The sequence below is a fragment of the Roseomonas sp. HF4 genome, from assembly GCF_005222755.1.
In the GTDB taxonomy this organism is placed as follows: Bacteria; Pseudomonadota; Alphaproteobacteria; order Acetobacterales; family Acetobacteraceae; genus Neoroseomonas.
On record NZ_STGD01000012.1, the window covers coordinates 1 to 21,325 of the forward strand.

General features: G+C 72.6%; 24 protein-coding genes and 1 pseudogene. 11 read left to right on the plus strand and 14 right to left on the minus strand.

The features are described 5' to 3' along the window. Positions 1–214 precede the first annotated feature (214 nt). Entirely contained in the window at positions 215–799 is a 585-nt protein-coding gene (locus tag E8M80_RS17530) for an AbiV family abortive infection protein (protein WP_137127015.1), read from the minus strand. 108 nt (positions 800–907) lie between these two features. Further along, positions 908–1,513 (minus strand): tripartite tricarboxylate transporter substrate binding protein, encoded by a 606-nt coding sequence (locus E8M80_RS17535; RefSeq protein WP_240790101.1) that lies wholly within the window; start codon positions 1,511–1,513, stop codon positions 908–910. On the opposite strand from E8M80_RS17535, the pseudogene E8M80_RS26050 reads away from it, so the two are divergent. The 3 genes and pseudogenes from E8M80_RS26050 to metW form a co-directional block, all read left to right on the plus strand. Beyond that, a pseudogene (locus E8M80_RS26050) lies at positions 1,482–1,625 on the plus strand (IS256 family transposase); the annotation flags it as partial. The gene E8M80_RS17535 and the pseudogene E8M80_RS26050 overlap by 32 nt on opposite strands. 87 nt (positions 1,626–1,712) lie before the next feature. Then, positions 1,713–1,994: a DUF4242 domain-containing protein gene (locus E8M80_RS17540; RefSeq protein WP_137127017.1), complete on the plus strand. Its 282-nt coding sequence runs from the start codon at positions 1,713–1,715 to the stop codon at positions 1,992–1,994. A 229-nt stretch (positions 1,995–2,223) separates the two neighbouring features. Beyond that, positions 2,224–2,826 carry a methionine biosynthesis protein MetW gene (metW, locus tag E8M80_RS17545; RefSeq protein WP_137127180.1) on the plus strand — a complete coding sequence of 201 codons (603 nt, stop codon included), beginning with the start codon at positions 2,224–2,226 and terminating at the stop codon, positions 2,824–2,826. Positions 2,827–2,866: 40 nt separating this feature from the next. Here metW and E8M80_RS17550 read toward each other — a convergent pair whose 3' ends face one another. Beyond that, on the minus strand, positions 2,867–3,085 hold the full coding sequence (locus E8M80_RS17550; protein ID WP_137127018.1) for a hypothetical protein: 219 nt from the start codon (positions 3,083–3,085) through the stop codon (positions 2,867–2,869). Between the two features lie 283 nt (positions 3,086–3,368). Continuing rightward, the gene (locus E8M80_RS17555) at positions 3,369–4,439 is read right to left on the minus strand and encodes a DUF2125 domain-containing protein (RefSeq protein WP_170979481.1); all 1,071 of its coding nucleotides are present in this window, start codon (positions 4,437–4,439) and stop codon (positions 3,369–3,371) included. A gap of 68 nt (positions 4,440–4,507) precedes the next feature. Between E8M80_RS17555 and E8M80_RS17560 the strand changes: the two genes are divergently transcribed. Further along, the gene (locus E8M80_RS17560; RefSeq protein ID WP_170979482.1) at positions 4,508–5,083 is read left to right on the plus strand and encodes a gamma-glutamylcyclotransferase; all 576 of its coding nucleotides are present in this window, start codon (positions 4,508–4,510) and stop codon (positions 5,081–5,083) included. 74 nt (positions 5,084–5,157) lie between these two features. On the opposite strand, the gene E8M80_RS17565 is transcribed toward E8M80_RS17560, so the two are convergent. Genes E8M80_RS17565 through E8M80_RS17580 form a run of 4 tightly spaced genes read right to left on the minus strand, consistent with a single transcriptional unit; the run spans position 5,158 to position 8,204 of the window. Then, a complete protein-coding gene (locus E8M80_RS17565) occupies positions 5,158–5,961 on the minus strand; it encodes a 1-acyl-sn-glycerol-3-phosphate acyltransferase (protein ID WP_137127021.1) in 804 nt (267 codons plus the stop codon). Then, a complete protein-coding gene (locus tag E8M80_RS17570; protein WP_240790102.1) occupies positions 5,958–6,683 on the minus strand; it encodes a YdcF family protein in 726 nt (241 codons plus the stop codon). The genes E8M80_RS17565 and E8M80_RS17570 overlap by 4 nt, the downstream gene beginning before the upstream one ends. Continuing rightward, positions 6,680–7,537, minus strand: coding sequence for an ABC transporter permease (locus tag E8M80_RS17575; protein ID WP_137127022.1), 858 nt, complete (start codon positions 7,535–7,537; stop codon positions 6,680–6,682). The genes E8M80_RS17570 and E8M80_RS17575 overlap by 4 nt, the downstream gene beginning before the upstream one ends. After that, on the minus strand, positions 7,530–8,204 hold the full coding sequence (locus tag E8M80_RS17580) for a cell division ATP-binding protein FtsE (RefSeq protein WP_137127023.1): 675 nt from the start codon (positions 8,202–8,204) through the stop codon (positions 7,530–7,532). Before E8M80_RS17580 ends, E8M80_RS17575 begins: the two co-directional genes overlap by 8 nt. A gap of 77 nt (positions 8,205–8,281) precedes the next feature. On the opposite strand from E8M80_RS17580, the gene E8M80_RS17585 reads away from it, so the two are divergent. Further along, positions 8,282–8,695 carry a zinc-ribbon domain-containing protein gene (locus E8M80_RS17585; RefSeq protein ID WP_170979483.1) on the plus strand — a complete coding sequence of 138 codons (414 nt, stop codon included), beginning with the start codon at positions 8,282–8,284 and terminating at the stop codon, positions 8,693–8,695. 46 nt (positions 8,696–8,741) lie between these two features. On the opposite strand, the gene E8M80_RS17590 is transcribed toward E8M80_RS17585, so the two are convergent. After that, the gene (locus E8M80_RS17590) at positions 8,742–9,716 is read right to left on the minus strand and encodes a quinone oxidoreductase (RefSeq protein WP_137127025.1); all 975 of its coding nucleotides are present in this window, start codon (positions 9,714–9,716) and stop codon (positions 8,742–8,744) included. Then, positions 9,713–10,225 carry a methylated-DNA--[protein]-cysteine S-methyltransferase gene (locus E8M80_RS17595; RefSeq protein ID WP_137127026.1) on the minus strand — a complete coding sequence of 171 codons (513 nt, stop codon included), beginning with the start codon at positions 10,223–10,225 and terminating at the stop codon, positions 9,713–9,715. The genes E8M80_RS17590 and E8M80_RS17595 overlap by 4 nt, the downstream gene beginning before the upstream one ends. Positions 10,226–10,366: 141 nt before the next feature. Here E8M80_RS17595 and E8M80_RS17600 point away from each other — a divergent pair, with 141 nt between their 5' ends. From E8M80_RS17600 to E8M80_RS17625, 6 genes are read left to right on the plus strand one after another with little or no spacing between them, the layout of a single operon-like run. Further along, the gene (locus tag E8M80_RS17600; RefSeq protein ID WP_137127027.1) at positions 10,367–10,720 is read left to right on the plus strand and encodes a ferredoxin; all 354 of its coding nucleotides are present in this window, start codon (positions 10,367–10,369) and stop codon (positions 10,718–10,720) included. 28 nt (positions 10,721–10,748) lie between these two features. Then, a complete protein-coding gene (mnmE, locus tag E8M80_RS17605) occupies positions 10,749–12,068 on the plus strand; it encodes a tRNA uridine-5-carboxymethylaminomethyl(34) synthesis GTPase MnmE (RefSeq protein ID WP_137127028.1) in 1,320 nt (439 codons plus the stop codon). A 57-nt stretch (positions 12,069–12,125) separates the two neighbouring features. Next, positions 12,126–13,994, plus strand: coding sequence for a tRNA uridine-5-carboxymethylaminomethyl(34) synthesis enzyme MnmG (mnmG, locus tag E8M80_RS17610; protein WP_137127029.1), 1,869 nt, complete (start codon positions 12,126–12,128; stop codon positions 13,992–13,994). Further along, positions 13,991–14,599: a 16S rRNA (guanine(527)-N(7))-methyltransferase RsmG gene (gene rsmG, locus E8M80_RS17615; RefSeq protein WP_240790103.1), complete on the plus strand. Its 609-nt coding sequence runs from the start codon at positions 13,991–13,993 to the stop codon at positions 14,597–14,599. Before mnmG ends, rsmG begins: the two co-directional genes overlap by 4 nt. Further along, positions 14,586–15,398 (plus strand): ParA family protein, encoded by an 813-nt coding sequence (locus tag E8M80_RS17620; RefSeq protein ID WP_137127030.1) that lies wholly within the window; start codon positions 14,586–14,588, stop codon positions 15,396–15,398. Before rsmG ends, E8M80_RS17620 begins: the two co-directional genes overlap by 14 nt. Beyond that, complete coding sequence (locus tag E8M80_RS17625) at positions 15,395–16,255, plus strand: ParB/RepB/Spo0J family partition protein (RefSeq protein ID WP_240790104.1); 861 nt, start codon at positions 15,395–15,397, stop codon at positions 16,253–16,255. Before E8M80_RS17620 ends, E8M80_RS17625 begins: the two co-directional genes overlap by 4 nt. 117 nt (positions 16,256–16,372) lie before the next feature. On the opposite strand, the gene holA is transcribed toward E8M80_RS17625, so the two are convergent. The 4 genes from holA to E8M80_RS17645 form a co-directional block, all read right to left on the minus strand. Further along, the gene (gene holA / locus E8M80_RS17630) at positions 16,373–17,398 is read right to left on the minus strand and encodes a DNA polymerase III subunit delta (protein ID WP_137127031.1); all 1,026 of its coding nucleotides are present in this window, start codon (positions 17,396–17,398) and stop codon (positions 16,373–16,375) included. Positions 17,399–17,406: 8 nt separating this feature from the next. After that, positions 17,407–17,922: an LPS assembly lipoprotein LptE gene (gene lptE, locus E8M80_RS17635; RefSeq protein WP_170979484.1), complete on the minus strand. Its 516-nt coding sequence runs from the start codon at positions 17,920–17,922 to the stop codon at positions 17,407–17,409. Between the two features lie 118 nt (positions 17,923–18,040). Then, positions 18,041–20,647, minus strand: a complete 2,607-nt coding sequence (gene leuS / locus E8M80_RS17640) for a leucine--tRNA ligase (protein ID WP_137127033.1) — start codon at positions 20,645–20,647, stop codon at positions 18,041–18,043. A 105-nt stretch (positions 20,648–20,752) separates the two neighbouring features. Next, on the minus strand, positions 20,753–21,313 hold the full coding sequence (locus E8M80_RS17645; RefSeq protein WP_206035656.1) for a DUF3576 domain-containing protein: 561 nt from the start codon (positions 21,311–21,313) through the stop codon (positions 20,753–20,755). Positions 21,314–21,325 lie beyond the last annotated feature (12 nt).

Genomic DNA, 21,325 nt, shown 5'->3' on the forward strand with positions numbered 1-21,325 from the left:
GGCCGGCCGGCCGCCCTTCGTGCCGTCCGCCCGCGGCACCGCCCGCTCCAGCTCGGCGCGGAACATGGCAAAATCCACCAGCGCCCCGATCCGCTCGAGGTCATCGCCCTTGGCCGACAGCTCCCGCAGCCGCTCCTCCACATCGAAGAACCCCGGCTGCCGAACCATCGCCATCCCCCGCGCCAATCCGCGTCAGTGAATCAGCCGAACGGCTTCAGGGCGAGGGGTTTCTGGAGGTGTCCGACTTCATTGTGAAGAGCCGATCCTGAGCACCGGTGAATTTGGCTGGTGTTTTCTCGAGCACGTGGCCATGCGCGTAAGCAAGGCAATTTTCCGCAAGACGGACACAGTCCCGCGCAGCGCTATCGCGGACAACCTCGCGGGGCGTCTGCGCTCGATCCGGGACGGTGCGCAGGTCGCTGTACATCGACGGTTCGCGCCCGCGCCGAAGGTGCTCGCTTAAATCAAGCGATTTCTTCAGCGCGTTGTGCTGATCGGGGCTACTCAAGGCCCATTTGAACAATGCATAGTTGATTTTTTGTCCGTGATTTTCCATTGAATTTTTCAATTTTTTACAGATTGCTGGATCGGACAGGTTTCGATTTTGTGAATCGAAAGCAAGCAGTGCTTTACCCGCTTCCTCAATACACGCTACCGCCAAGAAGTAGGCCCGGGCCATGTGGTCATTGTCACGTAAGAGCGAGGCCTCTGCGAGCAGTTCATCCGCATTGCGTAGCGCGGTTTCACTATAGGATTGCAGAAGCGTCGTTGTCAGCTTGGGCAGATGAGGTGAACCCATAGGTACTCCTCCGTGTTGTAGAAGCGGCTACCATACCTCGAATGCGAAAGGCAGCTTTTGGGCGCAGAGGCGCCACTTCAGCCTCAGCCAGAGTCAAGCTCCACAGCCTCACCCCGCCACAGTCCCCTCCGCCCGCGCCACCCCCACCCAATGATCCCGGAACGCCGCCACAAACCCCTGGAACGCCTCCCCCACCAGCAGCGGCGCTCGCGGCGGCGATGCCAGCTCCTCCAGCCGCGCCGCAATCTCCGGCCGCGCCAGGATGCCGGGGATGGCGGCCGTGATCCGCGCCGCGTCCGCCGCCGGCAGCCGCCGCGGCGCGCTCAGCCCGATCCACTGCGTCATCGTCGCGCGCGCGAAGCCCAGCTCCCCCGCCGTCGGCACATCTGGGAACGCCGGCACCCGCCGCTCGGTCGAGACCACCAGCGCGCGTAGCGACCCGTCCTTCAACTGCGCCACCAGCGTGGTGATCCGCGCGTTGATCGCCTCCACCTGCCCCGCCAGCAAATCCTGCAGCGCCGGTGGCGTGCCGCGATAGGGCACGTGGTCCAGGTTCGCGACCCCCGCTTCCTTGCCGATCACCACGCCCAAAAAGTGCTCGGCCGAACCGACGCCCGACGATCCGAACCGCACCGGCTGCGTGCGCGCCGCCGCCAGCAATTCGGGCAGAGTCGAGAACCGCGACCGCGTCGTCACCCGCCTCGTCGGCGCCATTCTCCTCGAACAGAACGACGAATGGGCGGTGCAGCGCCGCGACATGAGCCTTGAGACGCTCGCGCCCATCGGCGATGCTTCCAACGTCAGCCTGCCCGCCGTGGCAGACTGACCGCGGCTCATACCCGGTCGGGAGACCAGGGCGCTCCTACACCACCTCACGGGGCACGACCCCGCACCAACACGAAGGGAGGTTACGATGCCGAAATTCATGATCGAGCGTGTCATACCCGGCGCCAGCGCCCTCACGCCGCAGCAACTCGCGGAGATTTCGGCCAAGTCGAACGCCGTCGTGGCGGGGCTCGGCGTGCCCTATACTTGGCATACGAGTTTCGTTGCCGGCGACAAGGTCTACTGCGTGCACGAGGCCGAGAACGAGGAGGCGATCCGCCGCCACGCGGCCGAGGGTGGCTTCCCGGTCGACCGCGTGACGCCGATCAGCGCCGAGATCGGCCCGGAAACGGCGAAGGCCGTCGCCTGAGACGAAGGGGCCGGCACCCGGGCGACCCCTTCCTGCGGGACACCCGGGCGCTGGTCTCGGACCGACGCGTAGCGCGTCCGCCCCCCCCCGCGCGCGGCCACGCCGGCACCCCGACCGCGTCCGTTCCGCTGGACATCCCGCCGGCAGGCGACTACGCGCAGGCGGGATCCGCCCTGAGGCGCCGCACATGCCCGAAGCCCCCGCCGACATCCGCTACGTCGCCAAGAACATGCGCCTGGACCTCCGCCTGATCGCGGAGATGATCCCGAACGGCGCCAAGGTGCTCGACATCGGCTGCGGCGACGGCGCGCTGATCGCGCACCTCACGCGCGGGAAGGCGGCCGACGCGCGGGGCATCGAGATCGACATGGCGGAGGTGACGCGCGCCGTCTCGGCCGGCCTCGCGGTGATCCACGGCGATGCCGACGACGACCTCGCCTTCTATCCCGATGGCGGCTTCGACTACGTGGTGCTGTCGCGCACGCTGCAGGCGGTCGAGAAGCCGCGGGAAGTGCTGCGCCAGATGCTGCGCATCGGTGCGCATGCCATCGTGTCCTTCCCGAATTTCGGTCATTGGCAGATGCGCTGGCGGCTGCTCGTGAACGGCCGCATGCCCGACACGGACACCTGGAACCGCCCCTGGTACGAGACGCCGAACATCCACCCCTGCACGATCCTCGACTTCCTCGCGCTGGCCGAGATGGAAGGCTACGTCGTGGAGAAGTGGCTCGCGGTGGATGAGCGGGGCCTGAAGGCGCCGTGGCGGCGCTCGGTCAGGATGGCCAACCTGTTCGGGGAACAGGCGCTGTTCCAGCTACGCCGCGCGGGATGAACAGGGCGGGTTCGCGCGGGCCGGGGCCCGCGCGAGGGTGTCAGTGCACGGGCAACATCGGAAGGTTGTCGCTACCCGGCAGGCAGTCGGGGCCGGATGTCGTCACCTCGAACAGCGTCGCCGCCAGCGCGGCATGACGCGCCGCGTCCTCGGCGCCGAGGCGCCTGCATTCCGCTTCGACATACGCGAACATCATGAGGATCGCGCTGCGATCCGTGGGATCCTGATCCGGGTCGATTTCCAGGTCTGCCTGAGCCATGGCCATCTCTCGCTGCGGTCCGCCCGTCGGACTACCCATCACACCGAGGTGACCGCTGCTCGTGTTTAACGCTGCAATGTTGCCAGCCGACAGGCCCTTAACGCGTTGTCAGCCTTCATTGACGGCGTTTTCACGCCCTAGTCGCGCTTGCGGGCGCGGCAGGCCGCTGCGGACCCCCTTCCGTGAAAGCATCGCCGCATCCGCGTGAAGACGCCGGGCACAACCGCCATGGCCCTGACCGCCCCCGGGCGTGCAGATCACCGCCGTCCGACCGGACGACACGCTACCGCGGCGACCCATCCGGCCAGGCCAACGGCGCCAGCCGGATCAGCGGGATTCGCGCAACCGAGATCCGCCCCTCGGAGAGCGCCACAGGCACCTGCACCTCGGGCGCGCCGCCCTGGGCCGGCGCGCGTGCCATCAGCGGCAGGATCCCCCGCGCGGCCCGCGCCTGGCTGGAAGCGACCAGCCCGGCCGCTTCCAGTGCCGACAGCGCCGCCGCCGGGTTGGTCAACCGCAGCATGCCGTCTCCCGCCGGCTGCAGCGCCGCATCGAGCCTCAGCGTCAGGCGCGCCTCCCCATCCAGCGCGCCCCAGCGCAACGTGGCGCCGCGCACCTCGAGCACGCCGCCGGCATCGCGCCAGGCGCGCCACGCGGCGGCGCCGGAACCCTGCACCGGCGGCCCGGGCAGCACGGCATCGAAGGCCAGGTGGTCGACCTCCTGCCCGAATGCGGCGACGGCGGGGACGCGCGCCCGCTCGGGCAGGCTGAGCCGCTCCGCTGCGGCAGCGATGCCGAGCGCCGGCTCGACGCCCACCGTGACGGACACCAGCGCGCGCCCCACGACCAGCAGCCCGTCCGGCGTCTCGGCCCCGAGGCCTTCGACCAGCAGTTCCGCCGTGCGGGGCGGGCCGCCGGCCTCGAGCGACACCAGCGCCTCGAGCCGCGTCGCCGTGAACGGCACCTCGATCGCGCCGATGCCCATCCGGTAGGGGCCCTCGAGGTGGATCCGGAGGCGGTCGGGCCGCGGCGGCGCGAGGCGCAGCACGACGCGGGTCGCATCGAGCCGCCAGGCCCCCCCGGACGCATCACGCGCGCCGATCCTGAGCCCAGGCAGCACGACCTCGGCGGCGAAGGGCCAGCCCGTGCGCTCGGGCGCGGCATGGTCCACGGCCCAGCCCTGCACGCGGCGCAGCGCCGCCCAGTCGGCGAAGCCGACGGCAAGCGCCTCGGTCGCCCAGCGCCAGGCAAGGCCATGCACGCCCACCCCCAGCACCGCCAGCGTCAGCAGCAACCCGGCCGTCCGGCGGAGGAGGCGGCGGCGCGGCGGGGTCCGTGGCTTGGCGGCGGTCACGCCGGGCGGTATAGCGCCGCGCCCGTTGCGCCGCGATGCCGCCGCGGGGCGGGACGGGCCCTTTTCACATGCACCACCCACAGGACGCGCTGCGCGACGCGCTCGATGCGGACGGGCATCTCTATGTCTTCGCCTACGGCTCATTGATCTGGCGGCCCGGCTTCGGGCACGCGGCCGCGCATCCGGCACTTCTGCGCGGCTTCCATCGCCGCTTCTGCCTATGGTCGCACCGCTATCGCGGCACCCCCGAGCGGCCGGGCCTGGTGCTCGGCCTCGACCGCGGCGGTGCCTGCCGCGGGGTCGCCTTCCGCGTCGCCGGGGTCGAGGCCGCGGCGGTGCTCGCCTACCTCGACGACCGCGAGCTGCCGGACGGGGCGGAGCAGGTCTACCATCGGCGGATTCTGCCGGTCCGTCTGCTCGACAGCGGACACACGGTGCGGGCGGTGGGCTATGTGGCCAACCGCGGCTGCCGGCTCTACTGCGGCCGCCTGTCGGCCGAACGGGCCGCGGCGGCGATCGCGACCGGCCACGGCCAGATGGGGCCGAACCGCGACTACCTGCTCAACACGCTGCGGCACCTGCGGGAGATGGGCGTGCGCGACGCCGGCCTCGCACGGATCGCGGCGCTGCTGCCCGCAGGATGACCGGCCCGCACGGGATTGCTCCGGCCGTGTACCGAGGCGCCGGGCCGGACGTTATCCCCACGCGTCATCCCTCCTTAACGAGTGGTTTGTTTTCCGGGGCTTGATGGGCTCTGCTCAGCATCGGCGTGAGATTTCGCGCTATCGTCTTCCCCAGACTTGTCCACAGCCCCCCGGATCGCGATCAGCCGTGCGGTCTCGGTCTCGATCGTCTCCTCCAGCAAGGCCATGAAGGGCGCGCGCCGGAGGCCCGGCGGCAGCGGCGGCAGGATCGACACGTGGATGACGCCCGCACGCTTCTGGAAGGCGCGGCGCCCCCAGGCGAGGCCGCTGTCGGTCGCCGCCGGCACCACTGGCGCGCCCGTGGCCCCGGCCAGCGCGGCGACGCCGGGCTGGTAGGGCAGGCGCTGGGCGGGCGCGCTGCGCGTGCCTTCGGGGAAGATCACCACCGGCCGGCCGGCCGCGAGCGCCGCACCGGCCGCGCGAACCATGCCGCGCAGCGCCGACGCGCCCGCGTCGCGATCGACCGGCACCTGCCCGCAACGCCGCGCGAACCAACCCCAGACCGGGATCGAGAGAAGTTCCTTCTTCATCACGTAGACCGGATCCGGCAGCAGCGTCAGCCAGACCACCGTGTCGAAGGCCGACTGGTGCTTGGCGGCGATGATCGCGCCGCCCGGCGGCACATGCCCGAGCCCGGTCACCTCGACGCGGATGCCGCAGATCAGGCGGAGCAACGCCAACATCAGCCGCGCCCAGCCGCGGATATAGACGATGACCACCCGGGGTGGCGCGGCGAGCAGCGGCAGCCCCAGCACGACGGTCAGGGCCGTGCCGCCCAGGAACACCAGGTTGAACAGGGCGGAGCGGAGCGCCGTCATGCCGCCGGTGCCTCCCGCCGCGGCACCAGCAGCAGGCCCGACAGCCCCGCCCGGGCCGCCAGGTAGCGGGCGTATTCGCCGGCCAGCAGCAGCCAGACCTTGGGCCGCCACAAGGCGTCCGGCGCCCGCAGAAGGGCCGAGGGCACCGGGTGCGGCACGAGGGTCCGGGTGGGCATGGCGCGGCGCAGTTCCAGCATGGCGCGGGGCATGTGGTAGCCGGCGGTGACGATGCGAAGGGTGCGCATCTCCTCCGCCCGCGCCCAGGCGGCGACCTCGGCCGCATTGCCCCGCGTCGACGCCGCCGCATGGCCGACCGCGACCCGGCCGGCGAAGGCCGCGGGGTCGTGGCCCGCCGCCGCGGCGATCTCGGCCAGGTCGGCCTCGGGATACGCGCCCGAGATCAGCAGGCGCGGCGCCCGGTCCTCGACCAGCAGGCGGAAGCCGGTGGCGACGCGCTCGCTGCCGCCGGTCAGGACCACGATGGCGTCGGTCTCCCCGTCCGGGGCCGGCGCCGCCTGCAACGCTTCGCGCACGAAGGCCGCGAAGCCGCCAAGAAGCAGCAGCAGGCCGAGCACGGCCAAGGTCGCCCGCCAGCGCCGCCGCTTCCGTCCCGCGGGCGGCATCGCGCCCGGCGGCACGGAGGCCGCCAGGGTGGGAGGCGCCGGTTCGTCGGTCGCCCCGTCGGGCGGCGGGTCGGTCGTGCCGCGCTTCCCACCCGTCATGGCAGCCGCCGCAGCCAGAGCCGGACCGTCGCCTGCGTCGCGACCCAGCCGAGCGCCGCGGCGGTCACCGGCAGCAGCGCGAGGTCGAGCCATGGCAGGCGGAGCCAGGCGCCCTCCCCCACCAATGGCCCGGCCAGGCCGAGCAGCGCCGCCACCGTCGGCACCGCCGCCGCGATGCCGATGGTGGCGCCCGTGGCGGACAGCACGGCGGCACGGCGGGCGAAGCGGCCGGCGACATCGGCATCCGTCGCGCCAAGCCCATGCATCACCAGCACCGCGTCCCGCCGCGCCGAGATGCCGGCCCGGACCGCGACGGCGACCACCGCCGCCGCGACGCCGCCCACCAGCAGGACGATCGCCAGCGCCACGCCCTGCACCGCGACCGCCAGCGCCGAAAGCCGCGCGACCCAGACGCCGTGCGCCTCGGTCAGCGCGCCGGGCACCTCGGCGGCGACGCGGGCGCCGATCGGCGCCGGGTCGGCCGAGAGGTCGGCCAGCCGGATCTCGATCACGCCAGGGAGCGTGAGCCCGTGCGCGCCACCGAGCCAGGGGCGCAGCATCTCGGCCATGCGGTCGGGGTCCACGGGCTCGGCCGCCGCGACGGAGGGCAGGCCGCGGAGGACCGCCAGGGCACGGTCCATGCGCGCGGCGTCGGGGTTCGGGACCTGCACCGTGACCGCGGCCTCGGCGCCTTCCTGCCAGCGCGCCGCCAGGCGCTCGGCGCCGTCGCGGCCCGCGAGCGCGAGGGCGGCCAGCAGTGCCATGGCGGCCACCAAGCCGACCAGCAGCCGGTCGGCCAGCGCGCGCCTGAGGCCGAGCGGGTCGCGCGCGCCCCGGCGCCGGACGTCAAGCATCGGCCACCAGCCGCCCGCCCTCGAGCGTCAGCGTCCGCGCGGGGTGGCGCGCGGGAAGGTCCTCGGAATGCGTCGCGACCACGACCATGGTGCCGAGGCGGTTCATCTCGGCCAGCAGGGCGAGGGTGCGGCGCGCCTGGCGGGCATCGAGGTCCGAGGTCGGCTCGTCGGCCACCAGCAGCGCCGGACGCGTGACGACGGCGCGCGCGATCGTCAGGCGCTGCTGCTCGCCGCCCGAGAGTTCCTCCGGCCGGCGGTCCTGCTTCGTGTCCAGCCCGATCCAGCCGAGCAGCTCCGAGACGTCGGTGCGGACCGCGGCTTCCGAGGCGCCGGCCAGGCGGAGCGGCAGCGCCACGTTGTCCCAGGCCGTCAGGTGGCCGAGCAGGCGGAATTCCTGGTGCACGACGCCGATGCGCCGGCGCAGCGGCGGCAGGTCCCGCCGCCGGGCGCGGGAGAGCGGCAGGCCGAGCAGCTCGACCTCCCCCGAACTCGGCCGCAGTGCCGCGTGCATCAGCCGCAGCACCGATGTCTTGCCGGCGCCGGAGGGGCCGAGGATCCAGGTGAAGGAGCCTTCACCAAGCGTGAAGGACAGGTCGCGCAACACCTCGGGGCCGGGGCGCCCGCGCGGGTCAGGATAGGCCAGGGCCACGCGGCTGAATCGGACCATGGTTGTGTTGTGCCCGTCGCGGCGGCGCGCCTCAACCGCTCCTTGCAGGGGCGCCGCCGGAGGAGGATATGGACCGCATGCGGATTGCCTGCCCGTCCTGCGCGGCGGAATACGAGGTGCCCGATCGGTTGCTGGCCGGGGCGGCGCGACGCCTGCGCTGCGCGCGCTGCGCGGCGGAATTCGCGCTGCCTGGCACGGGCGCGGCGCCATCGCCCGCGCCGTTGCCGGCGGCACCGCCCGCGGCGGCTCCGCCGGAGGCCGCGCCCAGGCCCGAGCCGCCGCCGGCCGACCCGCCATCCAGTCCGCGTGTGCCGCTGGCTGCGACCCATGCTGCGCCGGAGCCCGGCAGCGATGTGGCGCTGCGCCGGGCCTGGGCTGCCTCGGTCGCCCTGGTGCTCGGCGCCGCGGCGTCGCTGCTGCTGTTCCGCGGCGCGGTGATGGAAGCGTGGCCGCCGGCGATCCGTCTATTCGCGGCGCTCGGGCTGGGATGAGCAGGCGGCCGTCGCGATTGTTACTATATAACTAGACGGCCGATCCTCATGGCAGCAGGACGGTGCTGCCCGTGGTCTGGCGCGCCTCCAGCGCGCGATGCGCATCGCCCGCGTCCTTGAGCGCGAAGGTCTGGTTCACGCGGATCTTCACGGCCCCGGACGCGACCACGCCGAACAGGTCGTTGGCGCGGTCGATGAGGTCCTCGCGCTTCGCGGTGTAGGTCGCGAGCGTCGGGCGCGTGACATAGAGCGAGCCCTTGGCGGCCAGGATGCCGAGATCGGGGATCGCCACCGGCCCCGAGGCATTGCCGTAGGAGACCAGCATGCCGAAGGGCGCGAGGCAGTCGAGCGAGACGTTGAAGCTGTCGCGCCCCACGCTGTCGAAGACGACCGGCAGCATGGCGCCGCCGGTGATCTCCTTGACCCGGGCGGGCACGTCCTCGGAGGTCAGCAGGGCGTGATCGACGCCATGGGCGGTGGCGAGCGCCGCCTTCTCGGCGGTGCCGACGACGCCGATGACGGTGGCACCGAGGTGCTTCAGCCACTGGCACATGATGAGGCCGACGCCGCCGGCCGCAGCATGGACCAGCACGGTCTGGCCGGACTGGACCGGGTAGCACTTCCGGATGAGGAAGGCGGCGGTCATGCCCTGGAGCATCATGGCCGCGCCCTGCTCGAAGCCGATCGCGTCCGGCAGCTTCACGAGGCGGTCGGCCTTGATGCAGCGGGCTTCCGCATAGGCGCCGATCGGCGCCGTGGCATAGGCGACGCGATCGCCCGGGGCGACTTCCGTCACGCCCTCGCCCACCGCCTCGACGATGCCCGAGCCCTCCATGCCGATGATCGCGGGCAGCGCGGGGGCCTTGTAGAGGCCGGTGCGGAAATAGACGTCGATGAAGTTGAGCCCGACCGCCTTGTGGCGGACCAGCGCCTCGCCGGGCTTCGGCGCGGGGAGCGGAACCTCTTCCCAGGTCAGCTTCTCGGGACCGCCCGTTTCATGGATGCGGATGGCATGGGTCATCGTGGACGGTTCCGTGGCTTGGCCCCCGGCAGGGCGGCCGTGAACAAGGTAGGAGCCCCGGGCGCCGCGCGCTCGAGGTCGAGGAGGTAGCGCTTGGTAGCCTCTCCCTCGCCGCCCGAATAGCCGCCGAGGGAGCCGTCGGCGGCCACCACCCGGTGGCAGGGGATCAGGATCGGGATCGGGTTGGCGCCGTTGGCCTGGCCGACGGCGCGCGGCGAACGGCAGCCGACCTCGCGGGCGATGTCGGCATAGGAACGGGTCTGGCCGGCGCGAATGGCGCGGAGCGCGGCCCAGACCCTCTGCTGGAACGCGGTGCCGTGCGGGGCGAGGGGCAGGTCAAATGCCGTGCGCGTCCCGTCGAAATAGTCCTGCAGCTGGTCGCGCGCCGCGACGAGCAACGGTGTCGCGTCCTGGTCGCGGCCGCGGCCCCAGTCGAGCGCGACGATGGCGCCGTCCTCTTCTGAAATCGTCAGGTCGCCGAGCGGCGTGTGGAGGGAAAGCTGGGGCATCGGACCGGGGAGGGACAGACACCCGGAGGCAGGGGGGCGTCAAGCAGGCGAAGCGCTCCCCATGCCATGTCATGGGCTGGGTTGGAGGGTGCCGGGGCGCCCGCTACATGCGCTCCACACCCCGGCCGGAGACCACCCGCCATGACCGAAGCCGACCCGCCGCCCTTCTACGCCGCGCATATCTTCGTCTGCACCAACCGCCGGCAGGACGACCACCCGCGCGGATCCTGCGCCGCGCGTGGGTCCGAGAAGCTGCGCGACTACATGAAGGCGCGCGCCAAGGAGCTGAAGATCCCGGACATCCGGGTGAATACCGCCGGCTGCCTGGAACGTTGCGAGTTCGGCCCCGCCATGGTCGTCTACCCGGACGGCGTCTGGTATCGGCCGACCAGCGTCGAGGATGTCGAGGAGATCCTGCAGGTGCATGTCCTCGGCGGCGGGCGCGTGCGGCGGCTGATGCTGACCGAGAAGGACGTGCCGCCGCCGAAGGCGTGAGCGTGTTTCACGTGCAACAGGCCTACGGATGACCGCGCCGGAGACGATCTTCGCGCTGGCCAGCGGCGCCGGCCGCGGCGCGATCGCGGTGCTGCGCCTGTCGGGGCCGGGCAGCGGCGCCATCCTGGCCCGCCTGGCCGGTGGACTGCCGCGGCCGAGGGTCGCGTGCCTGCGCCGGCTGCGCGGCCCGGACAGCACCGAAGTGCTGGACCAGGCCCTGGTGCTCTGGTTCCCCGGACCCGGGTCCTACACCGGAGAGGACAGCGCCGAACTCCACCTGCACGGCGGACCTGCCGTCATCGCAGCGGTCGCGGAGGCGCTGGCGACCCTCGGCGCGCGGCCGGCCGAGCCTGGCGAATTCACCCGCCGCGCCTTCCTCAACGGCCGCATGGACCTCACCGCGGCGGAAGGCATCGCCGACCTGATCGCCGCCGAGACCGAGGCGCAGCGGCGCCAGGCGCTCCGCCAGGCGGATGGCGCGCTGGCGCGGCTCCATGATGGCTGGTCCGTACGCCTGACACGGCTGCTGGCGCACCAGGAAGCCGCGATCGAATTCGCCGAGGACGGCCTGCCGACGGACCTCGGCGACCGCGCGCGGAGCGGCGCGGCAGCGCTGCGCGCCGAAATCGTGGCGCATCTCGCCGATGGCGGGCGCGGCGAGCGCCTGCGGGAGGGGGTGCTGGTCGCGATCCTGGGCGCACCCAATGCGGGCAAGTCGTCGCTCCTGAATGCCCTGGCGGGGCGGGAGGCCGCGATCGTCTCCGCCCGCGCCGGCACGACGCGGGACGTCGTGGAGGTCCGGCTGGCCCTGGCGGGCGTGCCTGTCACCCTGGCCGACACCGCCGGGCTGCGCGAAGCGGCCGACGAGATCGAGCAGGAGGGCATCCGCCGCGCCCGGCGTCGCGCGGAGGAAGCCGACCTCGTGATCGCCGTCTTCGCCGTTGACGCCGCGCCCGATGCCGGAACGCTCGCCTGGGTGACGCCGGGTGCGCTCGTGCTGGCCAACAAGACCGACCTCGCGCCCGCGCCGGCGGCGATCGGCGGCGCCGCGCCACTTGCGGTCTCGGCCCTGACCGGGGCGGGCCTCGACGCGCTGCGCGCCCGGCTGGAAGCGGAGGCCGGCCGGCTCGCCGGCGCCGACGAGGCCGCAGCGCTGACGCGCCCGCGCCACCGCGCCGCGCTGTCCGACGCCGTCGATTGGCTGACCGAGGCCGAGGGCGCGCCCCTTCCCGAACTGGCCTCCGAGGCGTTGCGCGCCGCGCTCCGGGCGCTCGGCCGCCTGACCGGCCGTGTCGGCGTCGAGGATGTGCTCGACGTGGTGTTCCGGGACTTCTGCATCGGCAAGTGATCGACGGGCGGGGAGGGAACTCCCCCGCATCCACCGCTTGCCCTATATCCCGCCTCCATGGACAGGTCCTTCGATGTCATCGTCGTCGGTGGCGGCCACGCCGGATGCGAGGCTGCTGCGGCCGCCGCCCGCTGCGGCGCGCGGACGCTGCTGCTGACCCACAAGATCGAGACGATCGGCGAGATGTCCTGCAACCCCGCCATCGGGGGCATCGGCAAGGGGCACCTGGTGCGGGAGGTGGATGCGCTGGACGGCCTCATGGCCCGCGCCGCCGATGCCGCCGCGATCCACGTGAAGATGCTGAACCGCTCCAAGGGCCCGGCCGTGCGCGGCCCGCGAGCGCAGGCGGACCGGAGGCTCTACCGGCAGGCGGTGCGCGGCCTGCTGGAGGCGCAGCCCGGCCTGACGATCCTGGCCGCGGCGGCCGAGGGGATCGAGACCGGCCCTGATGGCGGCATCGCAGCGGTCCTGACCGGTGATGGCCGCCGGATCGCCTGCGGGGCCCTGGTGGTCACCACCGGCACCTTCCTGCGCGGGGAGATCCATATCGGGGAGCGGCGCATCCCGGCAGGACGCGTGGGCGATGCGCCGGCCATCGGCCTGGCGCTCGCCTTCGAGCGCCTGGGCCTGCCGCTGGCGCGGCTCAAGACCGGCACGCCGCCGCGCCTCGACGGCCGCACGATCGACTGGGGCGCGCTCGAGACCCAGCCCGGCGACGAAGACCCCGAGCCGCTGTCCTGGATGACCGCGCGGATCACCAACCGCCAGGTGGCCTGCGGCATTACCGCGACGACACAGGCGACCCACGATCTGATCCGGGCGAACCTCGACCGCAGCGCTGTCTATGGCGGGCGTATCCAGGGGGTGGGGCCGCGCTACTGCCCCTCGATCGAGGACAAGGTCGTGCGCTTCGCGGGGCGCGACCGGCACCAGGTCTTCCTGGAGCCCGAGGGCCTCGACGACCACACGGTCTATCCGAACGGCATCTCGACCAGCCTGCCGGAGGATGTGCAGGCCGCCATGGTCGCCTCCATGCCCGGGCTGGAGCGCGCACGCATCCTCCGCCCCGGCTACGCGATCGAGTACGATCATGTGGACCCACGGGCGCTGACACCGGCCCTCGAGGTTCGGGGCATCGCGGGGCTTTTCCTGGCCGGCCAGATCAACGGCACGACCGGCTACGAGGAAGCGGCCGCGCAGGGCCTGATGGCCGGGCTGAACGCCGCCGCCAGGGCCTCGGGCGCCACGCCGGACCGGGTGCTGACGCGCAGCGAAGCCTATCTCGGCGTGCTGATGGACGACTTGGTGCTGCAGGGCGTCACCGAGCCCTATCGGATGCTGACGGCACGCGCCGAGCACCGCCTCACGCTCCGCGCCGACAATGCCGGGCTGCGCCTGACCGAAAAGGGCGTCGCCTGGGGGTGCGTGGGCGCCGAGCGCGCGGCGCGGCACCGCGCCTTCGCCACGGCAGTGGCGGATGCGCTCGCGCGCGCCCGCACGGAGGGCGCCACCCCGGCCGTGCTCGGCACCTTCGGCCTGGTCGTGAACCAGGACGGGAAGCGCCGCTCCGTGCTGGAGGTGCTGGCCTTGCCGGACGCCCATCCGGCGGCGGTGCATCGCGCCTTTCCGTGGCTGAAGGACCTGGCACCCTCCATCCGGGCGCAACTCGAGGCCGAGGCCCTCTACGCGCCCTATCTCCGCCGGCAGGAGGCCGAGATGCGCCTGCTTGAACGCGAGGAGCGCGCGCGCATCCCCGACCACCTGGACTATGCCTCGGTTCCCGGCCTCTCGGCCGAAATGCGCCAGCGCCTGGACGCGGCGCGCCCGGCGACGCTCGGCTCCGCCGGCCGGCTGCCCGGCGTGACTCCGGCAGCCATGGCGGCGCTCGCGGTCGCGCTGCGCCGCGAAGCGGCGCGTTTCACGTGAAACAGCCGATCCCGGTCCTGCAGCCCGACCCGGGTCGCGATGCACGGCTTGGCGCCTACCGGGACCTGCTGCTCCGCTGGAACGCGACGATCAACCTGGTTGCCGCCCGGACGGCGGCGGATATCGACCGTCGCCACATCGCCGACAGCCTGCAGCTCGTCCCGCTGCTGCCGGCCGAGGGGCCGATCGCCGACCTTGGTTCCGGCGCCGGCCTGCCGGGACTCGTCATCGCCGCGGCGCTGCCCGATCGCGAGATCCATCTGGTCGAATCCGACCGCCGGAAGGCGGCCTTCCTGATCGAGGCTTCCGGCACCTTGAAGCTCGGCCAGGTGCGGATCCACCCGAGTCGCATCGAGGACACGACCCTGCCGCCGCTCGCCGCCATCACCGCCCGCGCCCTCGCGGCGCTCGAAATCCTGCTCGGCCACGCGGCGGAACGCCTTGCCCCCGGGGGTATCGGCATCTTTCCGAAGGGGCGGACTGCCGAGCAGGAGTTGACTGCGGCGGCGGCACACTGGCACTTCGACACCGAGCGGTTCGCAAGCCGCACGGACCCCGAGGCCACCATCCTCCGCCTGAGCGAGATCCGCCGTGCCGGCCACTGAGCGCCCGCAGCCCCGCGTCATCGCCCTCGCCAACCAGAAGGGCGGGGTCGGCAAGACGACGACCGCCATCAACCTCGGCACGGCGCTGGCGACGAAGCGCAAGGTGCTCGTCATCGACCTCGACCCGCAGGGCAATGCCTCGACCGGCCTCGGCGTGCCGCGCCAGGACCGCGGCGCCGGCTCCTACGCCCTGCTGACCGGGGAGAAGCGGCTGGCCGAACTGCTGCGCCCCACGCGAATTCCGAACCTGACCTTGCTCCCGGCCGACCCGGAACTCGCCGGTGCCGAGATCGAGCTTGTCGGCCTCGAGAACCGGGAACGCCGCCTGCGCGACGCGCTGGCCAACGAGGCCGAGGCGCTGGCCGGCATCGAGGTCATCCTGATCGACTGCCCGCCCTCCCTCGGGCTGCTGACGCTGAACGCGCTGGTCGCCGCGCAATCGGTTCTTGTGCCGCTTCAGACGGAATTCTTCGCGCTCGAAGGTGTGTCGCAGATAACGCGTACGGTCGAACGGGTGAAACGCGCCCTCAATCCCGCGCTGGAACTCGAAGGCATCGTGCTGACGATGTTCGACCGGCGGAACAACCTTTCGGAACTCGTCGCCGCCGACGTGCGCGCCTTCTTCGGGGACAAGGTCTACGCCACCGTCATCCCCCGCAACGTGCGCATCAGCGAGGCCCCGTCGCACGGGCTGCCGGTCATCCTCTACGACCACCGCTCGGCCGGCGCGCAGGCCTATGTCGACCTCGCCGCCGAACTCCTGAAGCGCGAGCGCCGCGCAAGGAAACCCGCCGCATGAAGAAGCCCGCGCGCCTTGGCATGGGTCTCTCGGCCCTGATGGGTGAGGCCTCGGCCACCCCGGCTTCCGTCCCCGCCGGCGCGCCGCGCACCCTGCCGGTCGAGACGCTGGAGCCGAGCCCCTTCCAGGCGCGCAGCACGCCCGACCCGGCGGCGCTGGCCGAGCTCGCCGCCTCGATCAAGGAACACGGCATCCTGCAGCCGATCCTGGTGCGCCCGAAGCCCGGCGCGCCCGGGCGGTTCCAGATCCTGGGCGGGGAGCGCCGCTGGCGTGCGGCGCAGCAGGCGAAGCTTCACGAGGTGCCGGTCGTCATCCGCGACCTCGACGACCGCGCCGCCATGGCCGCCGGCCTGGTCGAGAACCTGCAGCGCGAGGACCTCAACGCGATCGAGGAAGCCGAAGGCTACGCGCGGCTGCTCGAGGAATTCGGCCTGAAGCACGAAGCGCTGGGCCAGGCGGTCGGCAAGTCGCGCAGCCATGTCGCGAACACGCTCCGCCTCCTGAACCTGCCCACGCGCGTGCGCGACCTGCTGCGCGGCGGCACGCTCTCGGCCGGCCATGCGCGCGCGCTGCTCGGCGCCGAGGACCCTGAAAGGCTTGCGGCGCTGGTGGTCGTGCGCGGCCTTTCGGTGCGCCAGACCGAGGCGCTGGCCGCCGCGGCCCCGCGCGACCCCGCGGCGCGGCGCAGCGCCCGGCAGGACCCGGATACGGCGGCGCTCGAACGCCGCTTGACCGAACGGCTCGGCCTCAAGGTCGCGATCCGGTCCAGCGGCAAGGGCGGCCAGGTGAGCATCGCCTATCGCGACCTCGACCAGCTGGACGGCGTGCTGCGGCTGCTCGACCCCGACATGGCATGAGCAGGGGCGCCGCCCTCTCGAGCTTCCCGCCAGAAAATCCGGTTTCCAAAGGCCTTTCGGCCTTTGGTGGGTCCAGGGCAAGGCCCTGGAGGGGTTCCGAGGCAGCGCCCCGCTCTGTCACCCCCGCCGCGCCCGCACCGCCTCCCGCGCCAGCCCCAAGATGGCCGCGCGCGCCACCGCCTCATTCGGCGTTCCGGTCGTCTTGGTCGCCCGCTCCGCCTGCAGCAGCGCCGCCCCCGCCTCCGCCAGTCGCGCCGGCGACCACAGCCGCAGCGCCCGCTCGAAGGACGGCCGCGCCTTGAAGAACACCGGCGGCCGTAGCCCCTCGACCGCGTCGCGCGCCGCTGCCCCCTTCGCGACTGCAAGCGCCGCCACTTCCAGCCGCTGCACGTGGCGCAGCGCCGCGCGCACCACCTGCACCGCCGCCGCGCCCTCCGCGAAGGCCGCCTCCAGCGCCGCATCGGCGCGCGCCGCCTCGCCCTCCGTCGCCGCCAGCAGCGCCGCGTCGAGGTCGAGCGCCGAGCCCTCGGCGAGCGAGGCGAGCGCATCCTCCTCCGTCGCCCGCCCGCCGGCGCCGACATAGAGCGCCAGCTTCTCGCATTCCCGTCGCATCACCAGCCGATCCTCGCCGAGGCGCTGCGCCATCCAGGACACGGCCGCCGGCTCGGCCGAGACGCCGAATTCGCGCAGCAGCGCGGCGAGCGAGCCCTCCAGCGCCGCGCCGGTCTCGGCATAGCAGGCGATGACCGCCGCCTCCGGCCCCGCCTTCTCGAGTGCGGCGCGCAGCCCCTTGCGGCCATCCAGCCCGCCGGCCTCGAACAGCACCAGGCCCGGCCCGGGCCCCGCCAGCGCCGCCCGCGCCGCGGCGGCCAGGCCGTCGGTCGCGTCGCGCACGCGCACCAGGCGCCGCCCGCCGGTCAGCGCTTGCGTCGCCGCCTCGGCCGCCAGCAGCCCGGCATCCTTGGCCGCCTGTTCGCGCGGCACCTCCACCAGACGGAAGGGGTCGTCGCCCACCACCGCGCGCGTCAGCGCAGCGCCGCGCTCGCGCACCAGGCCGCCATCCTCACCGAAAATGAGCACGACGCGGGCCGGCCCTGGATCCGCCAGGACGGACGCCACGCGGCGCGCATCGACCTTCGCCATGGCGCGGCTCAGGCCGCCTGCGGCGGGCCGGCCTCGAAGCGGACCGCCAGCCGCCGCACGACATCCTCGGCCAGCTGCTCAAGCAGCCGCCGCTCCGTCGCCTGGCGCGAGGCCTCGGCCGAGAAGAACTGGTTCTCCGGCACGTTGTAGGCGTCGAAGGCGCGTTCCGTGCCGCGCGCGACCAGCCGCGGCGGCGCCGATGTGTCGAACAGGAACCAAGTGGCCGTCGCCGTGACCCTCACGCGGGATGGCGTGCCATCCCGCGCGAAGCCCTGCAACTCGATGCCGTAGGCGAGGCCGACACGCAGGTCGTAGCGCGCTGCGGCGGTGCCGGAGCCGAGCCGCTGCTCGAGCTCCCGGCGGAGCAACTGCCCGTTGCGCTCGGGAATGAGGCCCACGCGCACGGTCTCGAGCCCGTCCGTGACGGGCGCGCGACCGTCGCGCTCGCCGTACAGGGGGCGGAAGCCGCAGCCGGACAGCAGGAGAAGCCCGATCAGGGCGCGCCGCGGGGAGGGCGCCGCCATCCCGGGACCCCTCCCGCCGAGGGCCGAAAGGCCCTCGGAACCCATGCTTTGCACAGGCCCCTCGGCCTTTGCCGCAGTACGGGACAGAGAGGGGCGGCGCCCCTCTCCGCGGAGGCGTTCACACGACAAGGTTCACGACCCTGCCGGGCACATGGATCCGCTTCCTGATCGGCTTGCCGCCGATCGCGCGCTGCACGTTCTCCTCCGCCTCGGCAGCCGCGAAGATGGTCTCCTCGCTGGCGCCGACCGGCACCTCGATCGTCGCGCGCAGCTTGCCCAGCACCTGCACGGCCAGCGTCACGCTCTCCGCCGCCAGCAGCGTCGGATCGGCCTCGGGCCAGGGAAGTTGCGCGACCAGCGCCGCATCGCCGGGGCGCAGCAGCGACCAGGCCTCCTCGGCGAGATGCGGCATCATCGGCGCGGCGAGGCGCGCCAGCATCTCGAGCGCCTCGCGCCGCGCGCCGCCAGTCGCGTCCTTTGCCGCGTCGATGGCATTGGCGAATTCATAGAGGCGCGCGACGGCGACATTGAAGGCGAAGGTCTCCAGCGCCTCGGTCACCGCGGCTATGCAGCGATGCGTGGCGCGGCGCAGCGCGCGGCCCTCGGCCTCCGGTGCCGTGCCGGCGGGCGGCAGCGCGGGCAGCGCGCCCTCCACCATCCGGAAGACGCGCTGCGTGAAGCGATAGGCGCCGGCGACGCCGCTTTCCGTCCACTCCATGTCGCGCTCGGGCGGGTTGTCGCTCAGGATGAACCAGCGCGCCGTGTCGGCCCCGTAGCGCGCGATGATCGCGCCGGGGTCGACCGTGTTGCGCTTGGACTTCGACATCGCCTCGACGCGGCCGATGGTGACGGGCTCGTCCGCGCCCTTCAGCGTCGCCGTGCGCGTGCCGTCCGCGGCGGTGCCGAATTCCACTTCCTCGGGGTAGAGCCAGCGGCCGTCGGCCGACTTGTAGGATTCGTGCTGCACCATGCCCTGGGTGAACAGCCCCGCGAAGGGCTCCTCCACCGACAGGTGTCCCGTCTCCTTCATCGCGCGGGAGAAGAAGCGGGAATAGAGCAGGTGCAGGATCGCGTGCTCGATGCCGCCGATGTACTGGTCCACCGGCAGCCAGGCATCGACCGCAGCCTTCGTCACCGGCACCTCGGCGCGCGGCGAGCAGAAGCGCGCGAAGTACCACGACGAATCGACGAAGGTGTCGCAGGTGTCGGTCTCGCGCCGCGCGGGCCTGGCGCAGCTCGGGCAGGCCACGTGCTTCCAGGTCGGGTGCGTGTCGAGCGGATTGCCGGGCTTCGAGAAATCCACGTCGTCGGGCAGGCGCACGGGCAGCTGGTCGTCCGGCACCGGCACCACGCCGCAATCGTCGCAATGGATGAAGGGGATCGGGCAGCCCCAGTAGCGCTGGCGGGATACGCCCCAGTCGCGCAGGCGCCAGTTCACGACGCCGGTGCCAGCGCCAAGACGCTCCAGCTCCTCGATCGCGCGGCGCTTGGCGGCGGCGACGTCGAGCCCGTCGAGGAAGCCCGAATTGAAGGCCGTGCCGTCATCCGTGAAGGCCTCGTCGGCCACGGCGAAGGCCGCGGGATCCGCACCCTTCGGCAGCACGACCGTCGTCACGGACAGCCCGTACTTCCGCGCGAAGTCGAGGTCGCGCTGGTCATGCGCGGGGCAGCCGAAGATCGCGCCGGTGCCGTATTCCATCAGCACGAAATTCGCGATCCAGACCGGGTATTCCGCGCCGGTGAAGGGGTGCTTCACGCGCAGGCCGGTATCGAAGCCCTTCTTTTCAGCCTGCTCGATCACCGCCTCGGACGTGCCCATGCTGCGGCATTCGGCGACGAACGCGGCGGCCTTCGCATCGCCCGAGGCTGCCGCCACGGCGATCGGATGTTCCGCCGCGACCGCCAGGAACGACATGCCGAACAGCGTATCGGGCCGCGTCGTGAACACCTCGACATCCGCGATGCCATCCACCGGCTGCGCCAGCGCGAAGCGCACCCGCGCGCCTTCACTGCGGCCGATCCAGTTGGACTGCATCAGCTTCACGCGTTCCGGCCAGCGATCCAGGCCGCCCAGCGCCTCGAGCAGCTCCGGCGCGTACTTCGTGATCGCCAGCACCCACTGCGACAGCTTCTTCTTCTCGACCACCGCGCCGGAGCGCCAGCCGCGCCCGTCGATCACCTGTTCGTTGGCCAGCACGGTGCCGTCCACCGGGTCCCAGTTCACCCAGGATTCCCTGCGCTCGACGAGCCCCGCCTTCCAGAAATCCAGCAGCAGCTTCTGCTGCTGCCCATAATATTCCGGGTCGCAGGTCGCGAATTCCCGCGCCCATTCGAGCGACAGGCCCATGCGCTTCAATTCCTCGCGCATGTTGGCGATGTTCGCGTAGGTCCATTTCGCCGGATGCGTGCCGCGCTCGCGCGCCGCGTTCTCGGCGGGCAGGCCGAAGGCATCCCACCCCATCGGGTGCATCACCAGGTGCCCGCGGGCACGCTTGTAGCGCGCCACGACGTCGCCCAGCGTGTAGTTCCGCACATGCCCCATGTGGATCTTGCCCGAGGGGTAGGGGAACATCTCCAACACGTAGTATTTGCGGGCGTCCGCCGGCGGCACGTCGGGCACGGCGAAGCAGCCGCGCGCGTCCCATTCGGCCTGCCAGCGCGGTTCGGCCGCGCGGAAATCGTAGCGGGGGGCTGCCTTGTCCTGGGAAGCGGGAAGGTCGTTCATCGGGCGCGCGCGTCTCGTGCCAGCAGGGGCGGGAAGGAGACGGATGCATAGGCGCTGCCGCGCCGGATGCCTAGGCTTTCACGCCCCCGGGGGCGGCGCGGCGCCTCAGCGCGTGGCGGCGAGGGACTGGCTGCGCAGTTCCCGCGCCCGGGCCAGGACGCGGTCCTCGAGCTCCGAGCCGGTGGCGGGCGCCACGATCGCGTCCACCCAGCCCTGGCCCTGCCGGACCTGCCGGAACACCGAGATGCGCACGCCATCAGAGCGCAGCTGCCGGCCCATGACATAGGCGGTCGCCTTGAAGCGCTCCGCCCCCGCGCCCGGCGGCGAATACCAGTCCGTGATGATCACGCCGCCGAACGGATCGGCCGAGGCGAGCGGCATGAAGGCCAGCGTGTCGAGCGTCGCGCGCCAAAGGAAGGCATTGACGCCGAGCCCGGCGCCGCCGGTGTCGGCCTCCCCGGGACGCCCGCCGCGGGCGGTGCCGAACAGCACGATGCCGTCGTCCTGCCCCGTGAGCCGGCCGCGCACGCGGTCGCGGCCGCTGTCGGAACGGTACTCGTCGCGGCCGACGTCGCGGACGTTCTCGGAACTGCAGGCCCCCATGACCACCGCGGCGAAGAGCGCACCGAGAAGGACGAAACGGGGGCGGCGGGTGGCAGGTGTCATGGCGGCACCTTG